The organism is Bradyrhizobium sp. DN3 (genome assembly GCF_041357655.1).
Lineage (GTDB): Bacteria > Pseudomonadota > Alphaproteobacteria > Rhizobiales > Xanthobacteraceae > Bradyrhizobium.
In genome coordinates this window covers 196,321-210,404 of sequence record NZ_JAULLN010000001.1, presented here as the reverse complement: position 1 = coordinate 210,404, position 14,084 = coordinate 196,321, and the positions used below count along the sequence as shown (strand labels likewise).

At 65.8% G+C, this 14,084-nt stretch carries 10 protein-coding genes; all 10 read left to right on the top strand.

The genetic code is table 11. The annotated features are described in order from the left end of the window. Positions 1-128 precede the first annotated feature (128 nt). The 10 genes from AAE027_RS00905 to AAE027_RS00860 all read left to right on the top strand — a co-directional run bounded on the left by AAE027_RS00905 (position 129) and on the right by AAE027_RS00860 (position 14,018). Positions 129-650, top strand: a complete 522-nt coding sequence (locus AAE027_RS00905; RefSeq protein WP_370985195.1) for a PAS domain-containing protein — start codon at positions 129-131, stop codon at positions 648-650. Then, entirely contained in the window at positions 628-1,935 is a 1,308-nt protein-coding gene (locus AAE027_RS00900) for a methyl-accepting chemotaxis protein (protein ID WP_370985196.1), read from the top strand. The genes AAE027_RS00905 and AAE027_RS00900 overlap by 23 nt, the downstream gene beginning before the upstream one ends. 311 nt (positions 1,936-2,246) lie before the next feature. Then, on the top strand, positions 2,247-5,516 hold the full coding sequence (locus tag AAE027_RS00895) for a transglutaminase family protein (RefSeq protein ID WP_370985197.1): 3,270 nt from the start codon (positions 2,247-2,249) through the stop codon (positions 5,514-5,516). 27 nt (positions 5,517-5,543) lie between these two features. Beyond that, positions 5,544-8,069, top strand: coding sequence for a circularly permuted type 2 ATP-grasp protein (locus tag AAE027_RS00890; protein ID WP_370985198.1), 2,526 nt, complete (start codon positions 5,544-5,546; stop codon positions 8,067-8,069). Then, complete coding sequence (locus tag AAE027_RS00885; RefSeq protein WP_370985199.1) at positions 8,066-8,944, top strand: transglutaminase family protein; 879 nt, start codon at positions 8,066-8,068, stop codon at positions 8,942-8,944. The genes AAE027_RS00890 and AAE027_RS00885 overlap by 4 nt, the downstream gene beginning before the upstream one ends. Before the next feature lie 209 nt (positions 8,945-9,153). Next, a complete protein-coding gene (locus AAE027_RS00880) occupies positions 9,154-9,981 on the top strand; it encodes an HD domain-containing protein (protein ID WP_130211834.1) in 828 nt (275 codons plus the stop codon). 125 nt (positions 9,982-10,106) lie between these two features. Continuing rightward, positions 10,107-10,997, top strand: a complete 891-nt coding sequence (locus AAE027_RS00875; protein ID WP_370985201.1) for an alpha/beta fold hydrolase — start codon at positions 10,107-10,109, stop codon at positions 10,995-10,997. 135 nt (positions 10,998-11,132) lie between these two features. Then, a complete protein-coding gene (folE, locus tag AAE027_RS00870; protein ID WP_370985202.1) occupies positions 11,133-11,759 on the top strand; it encodes a GTP cyclohydrolase I FolE in 627 nt (208 codons plus the stop codon). A gap of 31 nt (positions 11,760-11,790) precedes the next feature. Next, complete coding sequence (locus AAE027_RS00865; RefSeq protein WP_370985203.1) at positions 11,791-13,314, top strand: FAD-dependent oxidoreductase; 1,524 nt, start codon at positions 11,791-11,793, stop codon at positions 13,312-13,314. Positions 13,315-13,442: 128 nt separating this feature from the next. Continuing rightward, positions 13,443-14,018, top strand: a complete 576-nt coding sequence (locus AAE027_RS00860; protein WP_370985204.1) for an HdeD family acid-resistance protein — start codon at positions 13,443-13,445, stop codon at positions 14,016-14,018. The last annotated feature ends 66 nt before the right edge of the window (positions 14,019-14,084 follow it).

Genomic DNA, 14,084 nt, shown 5'->3' with positions numbered 1-14,084 from the left:
ATACGGAGGCGTCAAGTGATCGCGCGGGTTCCCGTGGTCACGCCTGATTAACATCTCTCGCCGTAGTTCTGGAGAGATGCGAGCTCCACTCACTCGGGGCATTCGCCCTTCGTGAGGATTCGTCAACGATGACGCGTGCGATACGGCCGACCGGCGTGGAAAATCTCCTCGGGGAGGAGGAGCTGATCGTATCGAAGACTGATCTCAAGGGCCGCATCACCTACGCCAACGACGTTTTCATCCGCATGGCGAAGTACAGCTATGCCGAGCTGATGGGCGCTCCCCATAGCCTGATCCGCCACCCCGACATGCCGCGCTGCGTCTTCAAGCTGTTGTGGGATACACTCGAGGCCAAGCAGGAAATCTTCGCCTACGTCGTCAATCTCGCCAAAGACGGCAGCCATTATTGGGTGTTTGCTCACGTCACCCCGACGCTGGACGATCGCGGCAATATCATCGGCTACCACTCCAACCGCCGCAAACCCGATCCTGCGCAGATCGAGCGCATCAAGCCGATCTACAAGGCGCTATGCGCCGAAGAGGCGCGCCACGCCAATGCCAAGAACGGCATGCGCGCGAGCTTCGAGATGATGGTCGGCCTGCTCAAGCAAAACGGTGTCGCCTACGATGAATTTGTGCTCTCTCTCTAAGGCGCAAGCCGCTGCTGGCCTTGCCTGCCTGCTCGCCGTCGTTGCCCTCACGTTGTCGATTGCGGGCGCATTGACCGCTGCTCCGGCCGCTGCGCTGCTCGGCGCGATCGTGCTGCTGCTCGGCTACACGCTCTGGAACCAGCGCGGCTCGCTGACTGCGATCGAAGAGGTCGCGGAGGTGTGCCGCAAGGCCGCCCACGGCGACCTCGAAGCGCGCGCGTTCGGCGATCGGCAATCCGGCCGCATCGCAATGATTCAGAAATCGGTCAACGACATGCTCGACGTCACCGATGCCTTCGTCCGCGAAGCTTCGGCGTCGATGGACTATGCGAGCCGCGGCAAGCATTTCCGCAAGATCCTGGCGCGCGGATTGCCCGGCTCGTTCCGCCGTTCGGCTTCCGTGATCAATTCCGGCACCGACAGCCTCGGCCGCCGCGTCGTAGAGATCTCAGAGCTCGCAAAGCAGTTCGGCACGCATCTCGACCAGGTCGCCGGCGGCCTGATGAGCGCCGCGACCGATCTCGAAGCCGACGCCGGCCAGATGGCCGCGGCGGCCGAGACGACCAGCCGCCAGACGTCCGGGATGCGCAGCGCGTCCGATCAAGCCTCGAACAACGTTGCGACGGTGGCGAGCGCGGCGGAACAACTCGCGTCCTCGATCGCCGAGATCAGCCGCCAGGTGGCCGGCTCGACCACGAGCACGGGGCGGGCAGTGAACGAAGCCAATCGCGCCGGCAGCGAGATCCGCACGCTCGCTGACGCGGCGCTGCGGATCGGCGACGTCGTCAAGCTGATCAGCGAGATCGCCGAGCAGACCAACCTCTTGGCGCTCAACGCCACGATCGAGGCGGCGCGGGCGGGCGAAGCCGGCCGCGGCTTCGCTGTGGTGGCGTCCGAGGTGAAAAGCCTCGCCAACCAGACTGCGAGGGCGACCGAGGAGATCAGCGCCAAGGTCGGCGAGATGCAGCAATCGACGACCAACTCGGTCGCGGCGGTCGAGGCGATTGCGCAAACCATCGCAGAGATCGACGGGATCACCGCCAGCATTGCGGCTTCGATCGAGCAGCAGGGGGCCGCGACGCGCGAGATCGCTCGCAACGTCCAGGAGGCCTCGTCCAGCACGACGCAAGTGTCCTCCAACGTGACCGGCATCAACGAAGCCGCCGCCGACACCGGCCGCGTCGCGAGCCGCGTCAACAGCGCCTCCGAACGCGTCCATGGCGAGGTCGAGACGCTCCGGCGCGAGGTGACGCAGTTCCTGCAGCGGCTGACGTCGGCGGCGTAGGGATTTTCGAAGAGGACGTGCTCTCTTTCCCTCTCCCCTTGTGGGAGAGGGTGGCTCGCCGCAAAGCGGCGAGACGGGTGAGGGGTTTCTATCCTCACGAACGGCCTTGCGAGCGGAGACATACCCCTCATCCGGCGCTTCGCGCCACCTTCTCCCACAAGGGGAGAAGGGAAGGCGCCGCCGGCGTACCGAATAGCGCCCCACAAACACTCGCTCCGCACCTTACCTAGGCACGGTCTGCCCGTTGTTAGTGCTTGATCGCATTGACATCAGGTGTTCTGCTCAAAAAAGCTGCTGGAGCACCGCACCCCGTGTCGATCTACCTCGCATTACACCACGTCACGCACTACAAATACGACCGCCCGATCGATCTCGGCCCGCAGACCATCCGCCTGCGCCCGGCGCCGCATACGCGCACGCCGATCCTGAGCTATTCGCTCAAGGTCACGCCATCCAATCATTTCGTGAACTGGCAGCAGGACCCGCAAGGCAATTGGCTCGCCCGCTATGTCTTTCCGGAGAAGACGACCGAGCTGAAATTCGAGGTCGATTTCACGACGCAGATGACCGTGGTCAATCCGTTCGACTTCTTCGTCGAGCCCTATGCCGACAGTTTTCCGTTCGACTATCCGAAGGACCTGAAGACGGAGCTTGCGCCGTATCTCGAGACCATCAAACCCGATCGCCTGTTTGCGAAATATCTCGATACGATCCCGCACGAAGCGCCGAACACCGTCAACTTCCTGGTCGAGCTCAATCGCGAGCTGCAGAAGAAGATCCGCTACATCATCCGCATGGAGCCCGGTGTGCAGACGCCGGAGGAGACGCTCGCCTCCGGCGCCGGCTCGTGCCGCGACTCCGCCTGGCTGTTGATCCAGACGCTCCGCCATCTCGGGCTCGCCGCGCGCTTCGTCTCCGGCTATCTCATTCAGATCCGTCCCGACATCGATCCGATCGAGGGACCGCCGGAGGTGGAGAACGACTTCACCGATCTGCACGCCTGGGCCGAGGTTTACCTGCCGGGCGCGGGCTGGATCGGTTTAGACGCGACCTCCGGCATGCTCGCAGGCGAGGGGCACATCCCGGTTGCGGCGACGCCGCACTATCGCTCGGCGGCGCCGATCTCCGGCGGCGCCGGCTTTGCCGAGGTCGAATTCGCCTTCGACATGAGCGTGAAGCGCATCCGCGAGGCGCCACGCATCACGAAGCCGTTCTCCGACGAAGCCTGGGCGCGGCTCAACGATCTCGGCGAGCAGGTCGACGGCGACCTCGCCGCGCAGGATGTGCGGCTCACCATGGGCGGCGAGCCGACCTTCGTCTCGGTAGACGATCTCGAGGCAGGCGAGTGGAATACGGAAGCCGTCGGCCCCACCAAGCGCGTGCTCGCCGACGATTTGATCCGCCGCCTGCGCACGCGCTTTGCGCCGCGCGGGCTGCTGCATTACGGCCAGGGCAAATGGTATCCGGGCGAGAGCCTGCCGCGCTGGGCCTTTGGTCTGTACTGGCGCAAGGACGGCGTGCCGATCTGGAAGAACGCCGATCTTATCGCGAAGATCGCGAACCCGCGGCGGCCGGAGATCAAGGACGCCGAAGCTTTCATGGAAGGAACGGCGGCGCGGCTCGGGCTCGATCTCGGCTACATCATGCCGGCCTATGAGGACCCCGCCTATTGGCTGCAGAAGGAAGCCGAGCTTCCAATCAACGTCGACCCCACCGATTCCAAATTGTCCGATCCCGAAGCGCGCGCGCGGATGGCGCGCGTGTTCGACCAAGGCCTTACCACGCCGCGCGGCTTCGTGCTGCCGATCCAGCGTTGGAATGCGCCGCCGCGCTGGCGCAGCGAGCGCTGGCCGCTCCGGCGCAATCACCTGTTCCTGTCACCGGGCGATTCACCTTTGGGCCTGCGCCTGCCGATGGGCTCGCTCGGTCACGTCCCGCCGAACCAATATCCTTACATCGTCGAGCAGGACCCGATGGAGCCGCGTGGCAGGCTTCCCGTGTTCACCCGCATGGCGCGACCGCCATCGCCGCCGCGGACCGCCCCCGAGCATCTCAACACGGCGATTCCCGTGCGTACCGCGATGGCCGTGGAAATCCGCGACGGTGTGCTCTGCGCCTTCATGCCGCCGGTCGAGCGCATCGAAGACTATCTCGAATTGATCTCGGCGCTGGAAGACACCGCCGAGGAGATGCAGCTCCAGGTCCATGTCGAAGGCTACCCGCCGCCATTCGATCCGCGCATCGAGGTGATCAAGGTGACGCCAGATCCCGGTGTCGTCGAGATCAACATCCAGCCGGCGAAGAGCTGGCGCGATGCGGTCGAGATCACCACCGGTCTCTACGACGATGCTGCGAAGGTGCGGCTGGGCGCCAACCGCTTCCTGGTCGACGGCCGCCACACCGGCACCGGCGGCGGCAATCACGTCGTGGTCGGCGGCTCCTCACCGCAGGATTCGCCGTTCCTGCGGCGGCCCGATCTCTTGAAGAGCCTCGTGCTGTATTGGCAACGCCATCCGGCGCTGTCCTATTTCTTCTCCGGCCTGTTCATCGGCCCGACCAGCCAGGCGCCGCGCATCGACGAAGCCAGGCACGACAGCATCTACGAGCTCGAGATCGCGCTCTCGCATGTACCGCCGCCGGGCACCCAGACGCCGCTGTGGCTGGTGGACCGGCTGTTCCGGCATCTGCTCGTCGACATCACCGGCAACACCCACCGCGCCGAGATCTGCATCGACAAGCTCTATTCGCCGGAAGGCCCCACCGGCCGCCTCGGCCTCGTCGAATTCCGCGCGCTCGAAATGCCGCCCGATCCGCGCATGTCGCTGGCGCAGCAGCTCCTGATCCGCGCGCTGATCGCAAAATTCTGGCGCGAGCCGCAGGCCGGCAAGTTCGTGCGCTGGGGCACCGCGCTGCATGACCGCTTCATGCTGCCGCATTTCATCTGGGAGGATTTTCAGGACGTGCTCACCGAGCTGAAGCAGTTCGGTTATCCCTTCGAGCCGGAATGGTATCTGGCCCAGCTCGAATTCCGCTTCCCCGCCTTCGGCCGCGTCCATCATGGCGGCGTCACGCTGGAGTTGCGGCAGGCGCTGGAGCCCTGGCACGTGCTCGGCGAGGAGGGCTCGGCCGGCGGCACGGTGCGCTATGTGGACTCGTCGGTCGAGCGGCTTCAGGTCAAGGCCGAGGGATTCATCGAGGGCCGCCACATCGTCACCTGCAACGGCCGCCGGCTGCCGATGACATCGACCGGCCGCTCGACTGAAGCCGTGGCCGGCGTCCGCTTCAAGGCCTGGCAGCCGGCCTCCGGCCTGCACCCGACCATTCCGGTCCACGCACCCCTGACCTTCGACCTGATCGACACCTGGAACGGCCGCTCGCTCGGCGGCTGCGTCTATCACGTCGCCCATCCCGGCGGGCGCAACTACGACACCAAGCCGGTCAACACCTATGAGGCCGAGGCGCGGCGGCTGGCGCGCTTCCAGGACCACGGCCATACGCCGGGCCCGGTCCAGCCGCCGCCGGAGGAACGCACAAATGAGTTTCCGCTGACCCTCGACTTGCGGACCCCGCTCCTGCAATGAGTATGATGGTGGGGCAGGGAGAGGCGCATGGGCGAGGGCGCAGCCGAACAGGACGACCAGGCGGGCAGGGCGCAAGGTCAGCGTGACGGCCAGCGCCGCCTGGCGCAATGGGTCCGCGACTATAGCCGCCTGCCCGGCATTCCCGACGAGTTCTTGGGACCGGACGGCGCCCCGCGCGCGGTCTGGAGCCGCTTCTTCGACGCCTTCGGCGCGCTCGCGCCGGACGAGGTCGAGCGTCGCTTCGGCATGGCCGACCGCCATCTCCGCGAGGCCGGCGTCACCTATCGTGCGCCCGGCGACAGCGCCGACCGGCCGTGGTCGATCAGCCATCTGCCGCTCTTGATCGACGAAGCCGACTGGCAGCAGCTGTCCGCCGGCATCATCCAGCGCGCCGAGCTGCTCGAGCTCGTGCTGCGCGACATCTATGGCGAGGGCCGTCTCGTCGCCGAGGGCGCGCTGCCGGCGGCCGCGATCGCCGGCAGTCCCGAATATCTTCGTCCGGTCTGCGGCGTGCCGCCGCCGGGCGGGCGTTATCTGTCGATCTACGCCGCCGATGTCGGCCGCGGGCCAGATGGACGCTGGTGGGTGCTCGGCGACCGCACCCAGGCGCCCTCGGGCGCGGGCTACGCGCTGGAGAACCGCCTGGTGCTCTCGCGCGCCTTCTCCGACCTCTACAAGTCGATGAACGTGCCGCGCGTCGCGCCGTTCTTCGAGGCGTTTCGCGACAGCTTGCGCGCGCGGGCCGACCGCGACGAGCCTCGCATCGGCGTGCTCACCCCGGGCAGTTTCAGCGAGACCTATTTCGAGCACGCGACGCTGGCGCGCTATCTCGGCTTCCTCCTGGTCGAAGGCGACGATCTCGCCGTCAGCGACGGCCGTATCCACATCCGCACCGTCGCAGGCCTGAAGCGGCTCGACGTGCTGCTCCGCCGCGTCGATTCCAACTCGCTCGATCCGCTCGAGCTTGATGCCTCCTCGCGGTTAGGAGTTCCCGGCCTGATCGACGTGCTGCGCAAGGACGGCGTCGTCGTCGCCAACATGCCGGGCTCGGGCGTGCCGGAAGCGCGGGCGCTGCTCGGCTTCCTGCCGGCGCTGAGCCGCCGCCTGCTCGGCGAGGAGCTGAAGATGCCGCACATCGCCACCTGGTGGTGCGGCCAGCGCGCGGCGCGCGATGAGGTGCTGGCGCGGCTCGACGAGGTTGCGATCGAGGGCGCCTACCGGCGCGGCGTTCCCGGCTTCGACAGCACGGGGCCGGTGCTCGCGAGCGAGTTGGATGCAAGCGACCGCCAACGCCTGGTCGATGCCATCATCGCGCGCGGCATGGACTATGTCGGCCAGGAGGTGGTGCGGCTTTCGACGATGCCGGTGTGGGAGCACGGGCAGCTCACGCCGCGGCCCTTCGTGCTGCGCGTGTTCGCCGCCGCCACGCCCGATGGCTGGGTGATCATGCCAGGCGGCTTCTGCCGGATCGCCGAGCAGCCCGATGCGCGCGCGGTGTCGATGGGCGACGGCGCCCGCGCCGCCGACGTCTGGGTCGTCTCGGACAAGCAGGTCCCGACAGCGACACTGCTGCCGGCGATCGACAAGGTGCGCATCCGCCGCATCGCCGGCGTGCTGCCGAGCCGCGCCGCCGACAATCTGTTCTGGCTCGGCCGTTATCTGGAACGCGCCGAGGCGACCCTGCGCCTGGTGCGCGCGCTGGGCTCGCCGAGCGGGCCCAACAAGGGCACCGCGGCCTCGCTGCAATCGTCCGAACGCATCCAGCGCCTGCTGGTGGCCTGGGGCGCGATCTCGCAGACCTCGCGCGCGGCGCCCGGACCTATCGTCGCCGAAGCGTTGCAGAGCCCGGAGGGTCTCGGCTCGGCACTGTCGCTGGTCCGCGCGGCGCAGCGCACCGCGACCTCCTTGCGCGAGCGCCTGTCGCCCGATGCCTGGCAGGTCATCACCGAGATGACCGAGCGTCTCGCCTACGAGGTCGAGGACGACGACAGCGTCTTGAGCGCCGCCGAGCTGACCTTGCAGGAGCTTGCGAGCTTTGCAGGCCTCGCGCAGGAGAACATGAACCGCGCCGCCGGCTGGCGCTTCCTCGACGTCGGCCGCCGCGTCGAGCGCGCCATCAACACCACGCGCTTCACGCGCCAATTCGCCTATGACGAGGCCGGCGACGAGGATCTCGATATCCTGCTGACGCTGGTGGATTGCCAGATCACCTATCGCTCGCGCTATCTGCTGGCGCCGATCCTGGCCCCGGTGCGCGACCTCGCCGTGCTCGATCCCTACAATCCGCGTTCGGTGGCGTTCCATGTGGCGGCGCTGAACGAGCACATCGCCGCGCTGCCAAGCCTGAAGGAGCACGGCCTGATCGAGCAGCCGCAGCGGCTTGCGGTCGCGATGCAGGCCATGCTTGCGACCGCGGAGGCCGAGAAGCTCGAGGTCAAGATGCTGTTTGCGCTGGAGCAGGATCTGCTCAGCCTCGCCGAGGCGTTCGGGCAGCATTACTTCCCGCATGGCCCCAATGCCAGCCGGCCGGAAAAGCTGACGGGGCTGGCGTGATCTACGACATCCGTCACGTCACGACTTACGAATATGAGAATCCGGTCAGCTTCGCCCGCTGCACGCTGCGGCTGGAGCCGAGAAGCGGCAATGGCCAGGAGCTGATCTCGCACAGCGTCGAGATCCGACCGCGTCCGGCCGAGCGCAATGTCCGCCGCGATTTCTTCGGCACGCTCACCGAGAGCGTGGTGATCGAAACTGCGCACCGCAACTTAAGGATCGATTCACGTTCGCGTGTGTCCGTCTCGCGACAGCCGCCGGCGCGCGATGCCGCTAGCCCTCCCTGGGAGACCATTCGCGACGTTGCCTTCGAGGCGACGAGCCTCGGGCCATCCTCGCCGGTCGGCTATGTCTTCGCGAGCCCGCTGGTGCCGGTGCTGCGTCCGGTCGGCGCCTATGCGGCGGTGAGCTTTGCGCCCGGCGCGGGCATCCTCAAAGGCGCAGTTGATCTCATGCATCGCATCCGCAGCGAATTTCGCTACGATCCCAAGGCGACGGTAATTTCGACGCCGCTCGGCGAGGTCTTCGATAAGCGTCACGGCGTTTGCCAGGATTTTGCCCATGTGATGATCGCGGGGCTGCGCGGGCTCGGTCTGCCCGCGGCTTATGTCAGCGGCTACTTACGTACCACTCCGCCGCCGGGCCAGCCGCGCCTGCAAGGGGCGGACGCCACCCACGCCTGGGTGTCGCTGTGGTGCGGGGCTGAGCTCGGCTGGGTCGATTTCGATCCGACCAACGATCTCCTGATCGCCAACGACCACATCGTGCTCGCGGTCGGACGCGACTTTTCCGACGTCTCGCCTGTCGATGGCGTCATCGTCGGCTCGCCGAAACAGAAGCTCGGCGTCGCCGTCGACGTGCTGCCGGTCGAATGACCTCAATCTTGTCTGGACGCTGGCCCCTTTAGGATGTGTCGCCCCATCGCTGCAACCGCGATATGGCGGAGCGCAACTGCAATATATTTTCGCGTTCTCGTTCCGGGATTTGGTCCCTCGGCCCAAGATGGGCTATGCTGACTGGTGCGCCGAGGACAAGAAACGTCGGGAGTTGGCGTGGAATACCATCGACAGACGGGGCTGCATCCATGATGACGTTACCGCGACTGGCGGCCGAGACCCTGGAGAAGTTGCTCGGTAGGTTCATGCGCCGCCGGTACGATGAGACGTCTGCCAGTATCGTCGAGAGCGCCACTCGCACCGCGATGGAATGCATCGGCAACAGCGATGCGCTCTACCACAATATCGAGCATACGATGCTGGTGACGCTGGCAGCCCAGGCGATCCTCAGCGGCCGAAGTCTTCATACCCACCTGTCGGCCGAAGATTACGTCCATGTCCTGGTCGCCTGCCTCGCCCACGACATCGGCTATGTGCGAGGCCTGTTCGAGGAGGATGACGGCGACGGATTCGTGATCGATGCGGCCGACACCAAGATCTCCCTGCCGCGCGGTGCATCTGACGCCAGCTTGATGATGTATCACGTCGATCGGTCGAAGCTTTATGTGACGCGCCGGCTGCGACATATTCCCGGAGTCGACCCTGACCGCATCGCCCGCGCCATCGAGGGCACGCGCTTTCCGGCCCGCGAGGGCCAGGAGTACGACGACGAAGCCTCGATCCTGCGCGCCGCCGATTTCATCGGCCAGCTCGGCGATCCCAACTATCTGCGCAAGGCCAACGCGCTCTATTACGAGTTCGAAGAGGTCGGCATCAACCGCCAGCTCGGCTACGACTCGCCCGCCGACATCGTCAACCGCTATCCGCAGTTCTACTGGAACAGCGTCGCACCGCATATCCAGACCGAGATCGGCTATCTCAACAAGACCGAGATCGGCCGGCAGTGGATCGCCAATCTCTATAGCAACGTGTTCCGCGCCGAACGCGACATCTCGCTGTCCGGTCCGCAGAGATAGATCGGCTCATCGTCTCTTGTAACCCGCATGGAGCGAAGCGGAATGCGGGATGCCTGCGTCCACGAATCCCGTATTCCGCTGCGCTCCATAGTGGCTACGACATCGCGTCAATCGGTGAGCAAATCATGCAACAAAAAACCATCACCACCGATGTCCTCGACATCGCCTATCTCGACTACGGCTCGCCCGATGGCTGGCCCTGCATCATGGGCCACGGCTTTCCCTACGATGTGAACGCCTACGCCGAGACCGCACCGATCATTGCACAAGCCGGCGCACGGGTGCTGGTGCCCTGGCTGCGCGGCTACGGACCGACGCGGTTTCGTGCGGCCGAGACGCTACGCTCCGGCGAGCAGGCGGCGCTTGGCGCCGATCTGCTGGCCTTCATGGACGCACTTGGCATCAAGCGCGCGGTCGTCGGCGGCTATGACTGGGGCGGACGCGCCGCCTGCGTGGTATCAGCGCTCTATCCGGAGCGCGTGATCGCCCTCGTCTCCGGCAATTCCTACAACATCCAGAACATCGCCCGTGCGATGGAGCCGGCCTCGCCGCCGGAGGAGGCTGCGCTCTGGTATCAATATCTGTTCCACAACGAGCGTGGCCGCCGCGCGCTGGAGCGCAACCGGCGCGGCTTTGCGCGTCAGCTCTGGTCGATGTGGTCACCGAAATGGACGTTCGACGACGCCACGTTCGAGAAGAGCGCCGCGGCGTTCGACAATCCCGATTTCGTCGACGTCGTGATCCACTCCTATCGCCACCGCTACGCGCTGGTGGAAGGCGATCCGGCCTATGCGGCAATCGAGGCGAAGCTTGCGGGCCAGCCGCAGATCCGCGTCCCGACCATTGCGATCGACGGCGATAGCGACGGCATCAATCCCGGCACTGCCCATCACGCCCGCAAGTTCGAGGGATTTTTCGAGCGCCGCGTCTTCACCGATGCCGGTCATAATCTGCCGCAGGAGCGGCCGGCCGAATGGGCGCAGGCCGTGCTCGACGTCCGGATAGCGGCCTCATAGAGCCCGTTTCTGGTCTCGCGGCTGGCTTGTCTGTCGTCCTTCCGATTTTTCCTGATCCTGGGAACCTTTTGCGATTGCAGCCGTCCAAGCTGTGGGGCCGCGTCCGTGCTGCGGCTCGTTGCAGGGAGGATCTAGATGAAGTCACAAGTGCGCAAGCTGGAACGTGTCGCGGTGGCGCAGAGGCCAAGCGAACGGCCTGATCGGGCGGAGGTCGAGCAGGCGGTCCGGACCATGATCCGCTGGGCGGGCGATGATCCCGCGCGCGATGGTCTGCGCGACACGCCGGATCGGGTTACGCGTGCCTTCGAAGAATATTTTTCCGGCTATGCGCTGGATCCGACCGAAATCCTGCAAAAGACCTTCGAGGAGATCGAAGGCTATGACGAGATGATCGTCCTGCGCGGGGTTCGCTTCGAAAGCCATTGCGAGCACCATATTGCGCCGATCGTCGGTCGCGCCTGGGTCGCCTATATCCCGCAAGGGCGCGTGGTCGGCATCTCCAAGCTGGCGCGGGTCGTGGACATCTATGCCAAGCGCCTCCAGATCCAGGAGAAGATGACTGCGCAGATCGCCAACACCATCAACGATGTGCTGGAGCCTCAAGGCGTCGGCGTCATCATCAAGGCGACGCATCACTGCATGACCACGCGCGGCGCGTACAAGCCCGGGACCGATCTCGTCACCAGTCGCATGCTGGGGGTGTTCCGTGACAATGCGCTGACACGACAGGAGTTGTTGGGGTTAGCCAATTCGGACACGTGAGCCACGCGGCGCGAGCCAAGGAGACGGTGCCATGACCGAGGACAACAAGCCGAGCGGACCCGATCTGACCAGGGGCGTGTCGCCTGCCGATTTCAAGGACGGCAAATTGCTCGGCCATGTCGGCGAGGAAGACGTCCTGCTGGTGCAGGCCGGCAGCGAGATCTTTGCGATCGAGCCGGCCTGCAGCCACTACCACGGCCCGCTCGCCGAGGGCCTGGTGGTCGGCGACACGATCCGCTGTCCCTGGCATCACGCCTGTTTCTCCCTGCGCACAGGCGAAGCCACCCGCCCGCCGGCGCTGAACGCGCTGGCGGTGTGGGAGGTCACGCGCGATCGGGACAACATCGTCGTTCGGCGCAAGCGCGAGGCACCGAAACCGTCGGCAGCACACCGCAGCGCGCCGACGCCGGAGAAATTCGTGATCGTCGGCGGCGGCGCCGCCGGCTTTGCTGCCGCCGAGACGCTCCGACGCGAGGGCTTTGCCGGCGCCATCACCATGCTGAGCAGTGACGGCGCGATGCCGGTCGACCGGCCGAACCTCTCCAAAGACTATCTTGCCGGCAACGCGCCGGAGGACTGGCTGCCGTTACGGCCCGAGGATTACTATCGGGACGCCGGTATCGATCTCAGGCTCAACACGAATGTTTCTGCGATCGATCCCAAATCTCGCAGCGTCACGCTGGGCAATGGCGACAGGCTGCCGTTCGACCGGCTTCTGCTTGCGACCGGGGCCGAGCCGGTGAAGCTCCAGATCCCCGGAGCCGACCAGCCGCATGTCCACACCTTGCGATCCGTCGCCGACAGCCGCGCCATCATCACGGCGGCGGGCAGCGCAAAACGCGCGCTCGTGATCGGCGCGAGCTTCATTGGTCTCGAGGTCGCGGCTTCCTTGCGCGCGCGCAAGCTGGAAGTCCATGTGGTCGCGCCGGAAGAGCGGCCGATGCAGAAGGTGCTCGGCGCCGAGATGGGCGATTTCGTCCGGTCACTGCATGAAGAGAACGGCGTGATCTTCCACTTGAAGGATACGGTGGAAAAGCTCGATGGCAAGCGCGCGACGCTGAAGAGCGGCGCGGTGATCGAGGCCGATCTCGTCGTGGTCGGCATCGGCGTCAAGCCGCGCCTCGCGCTCGCCGAGCAGGCGGGCCTTGCCGCCGATCGCGGTGTGAGCGTGAGCGAATATCTCGAAACCAGCGTGTCCGGGATTTTCGCCGCCGGCGACATCGCGCGCTGGCCCGATCCGCATTCCCGGCAAACCATCCGCGTCGAGCATTGGGTGGTGGCCGAGCGCCAGGGCCAGACCGCGGCGCGCAACATGCTCGGCAGGCGCGAACGCTTCGATGCCGTGCCGTTCTTCTGGTCCCAGCACTACGACGTGCCGATCAACTATGTCGGTCACGCCGAGAACTTCGACGACGTCGCGATCGACGGCAGCATACCCGGCAAGGACTGCCTGCTGAAATACCGCAGGGGCGGCCGGGTGCTCGCGGTCGCTTCGATCTACCGCGACCTCGACAACCTCAAGGCCGAGCTCGAGATGGAGCGGTCGCGCGCCTGACGCGCCGCATTCGATCTTGATTTGCGTCAATGTTGTTGCCGTCAGCGGCTGCTCTGCTGGCTGTCGTCCCGGATCGACCTGTGCTATCCTGGCGAGTGTCTCCGGGCTTCGCATGCAGGAGTGGCGTCATGACAAGTGCATCGGATACCTCCCATCGTCTTGGCCTTGGCTCGGGCATCGCGACGCTACATGCCAAATGGGGCTGGATCGTCGCCCTCGGTGTCATCTACCTCGTCGCCGGCTTCGTCGCGCTCGGCAGCGTGGTGATGGCGACGGTGGCGAGCGTGATCGTGGTCGGCGCTATGATGATCGTCGCCGGCGCGGCCGAGATCATCGGCGCATTTCAGATGAAGAGCTGGGGCAAGTTTTTGATCTGGGCCTTGCTCGGCGTGCTCTATGTCATCGCGGGCTTCCTGACCTTCGAGAACCCGCTGTTCGCGGCAGTCCTGCTGACGCTGTTCCTGGGCGCCTCGCTGGTCGCCTCGGGCGTCGTCCGGCTGTTTCTCGCCTTCAGCATGAAGCGCGAAAGCCCGTGGGTTTGGGTAGCGCTGTCGGGTGCCATCACGCTGCTGCTCGGCCTCTTGATCGTGGCGCGCTGGCCGGTGAACAGCGTCTACATCCTCGGCCTGTTCCTCGGCATCGACCTGATCATGGCGGGGGCCGGCTGGATCAGCCTCGGCTTCAGCTTGAAGCGGCGCCGCTAGGGGTGGAAGAGGCCATCAGCAACTCGACGCAAGACCATCTTGCGGAACTCCGCTGAGCTGGCGCGC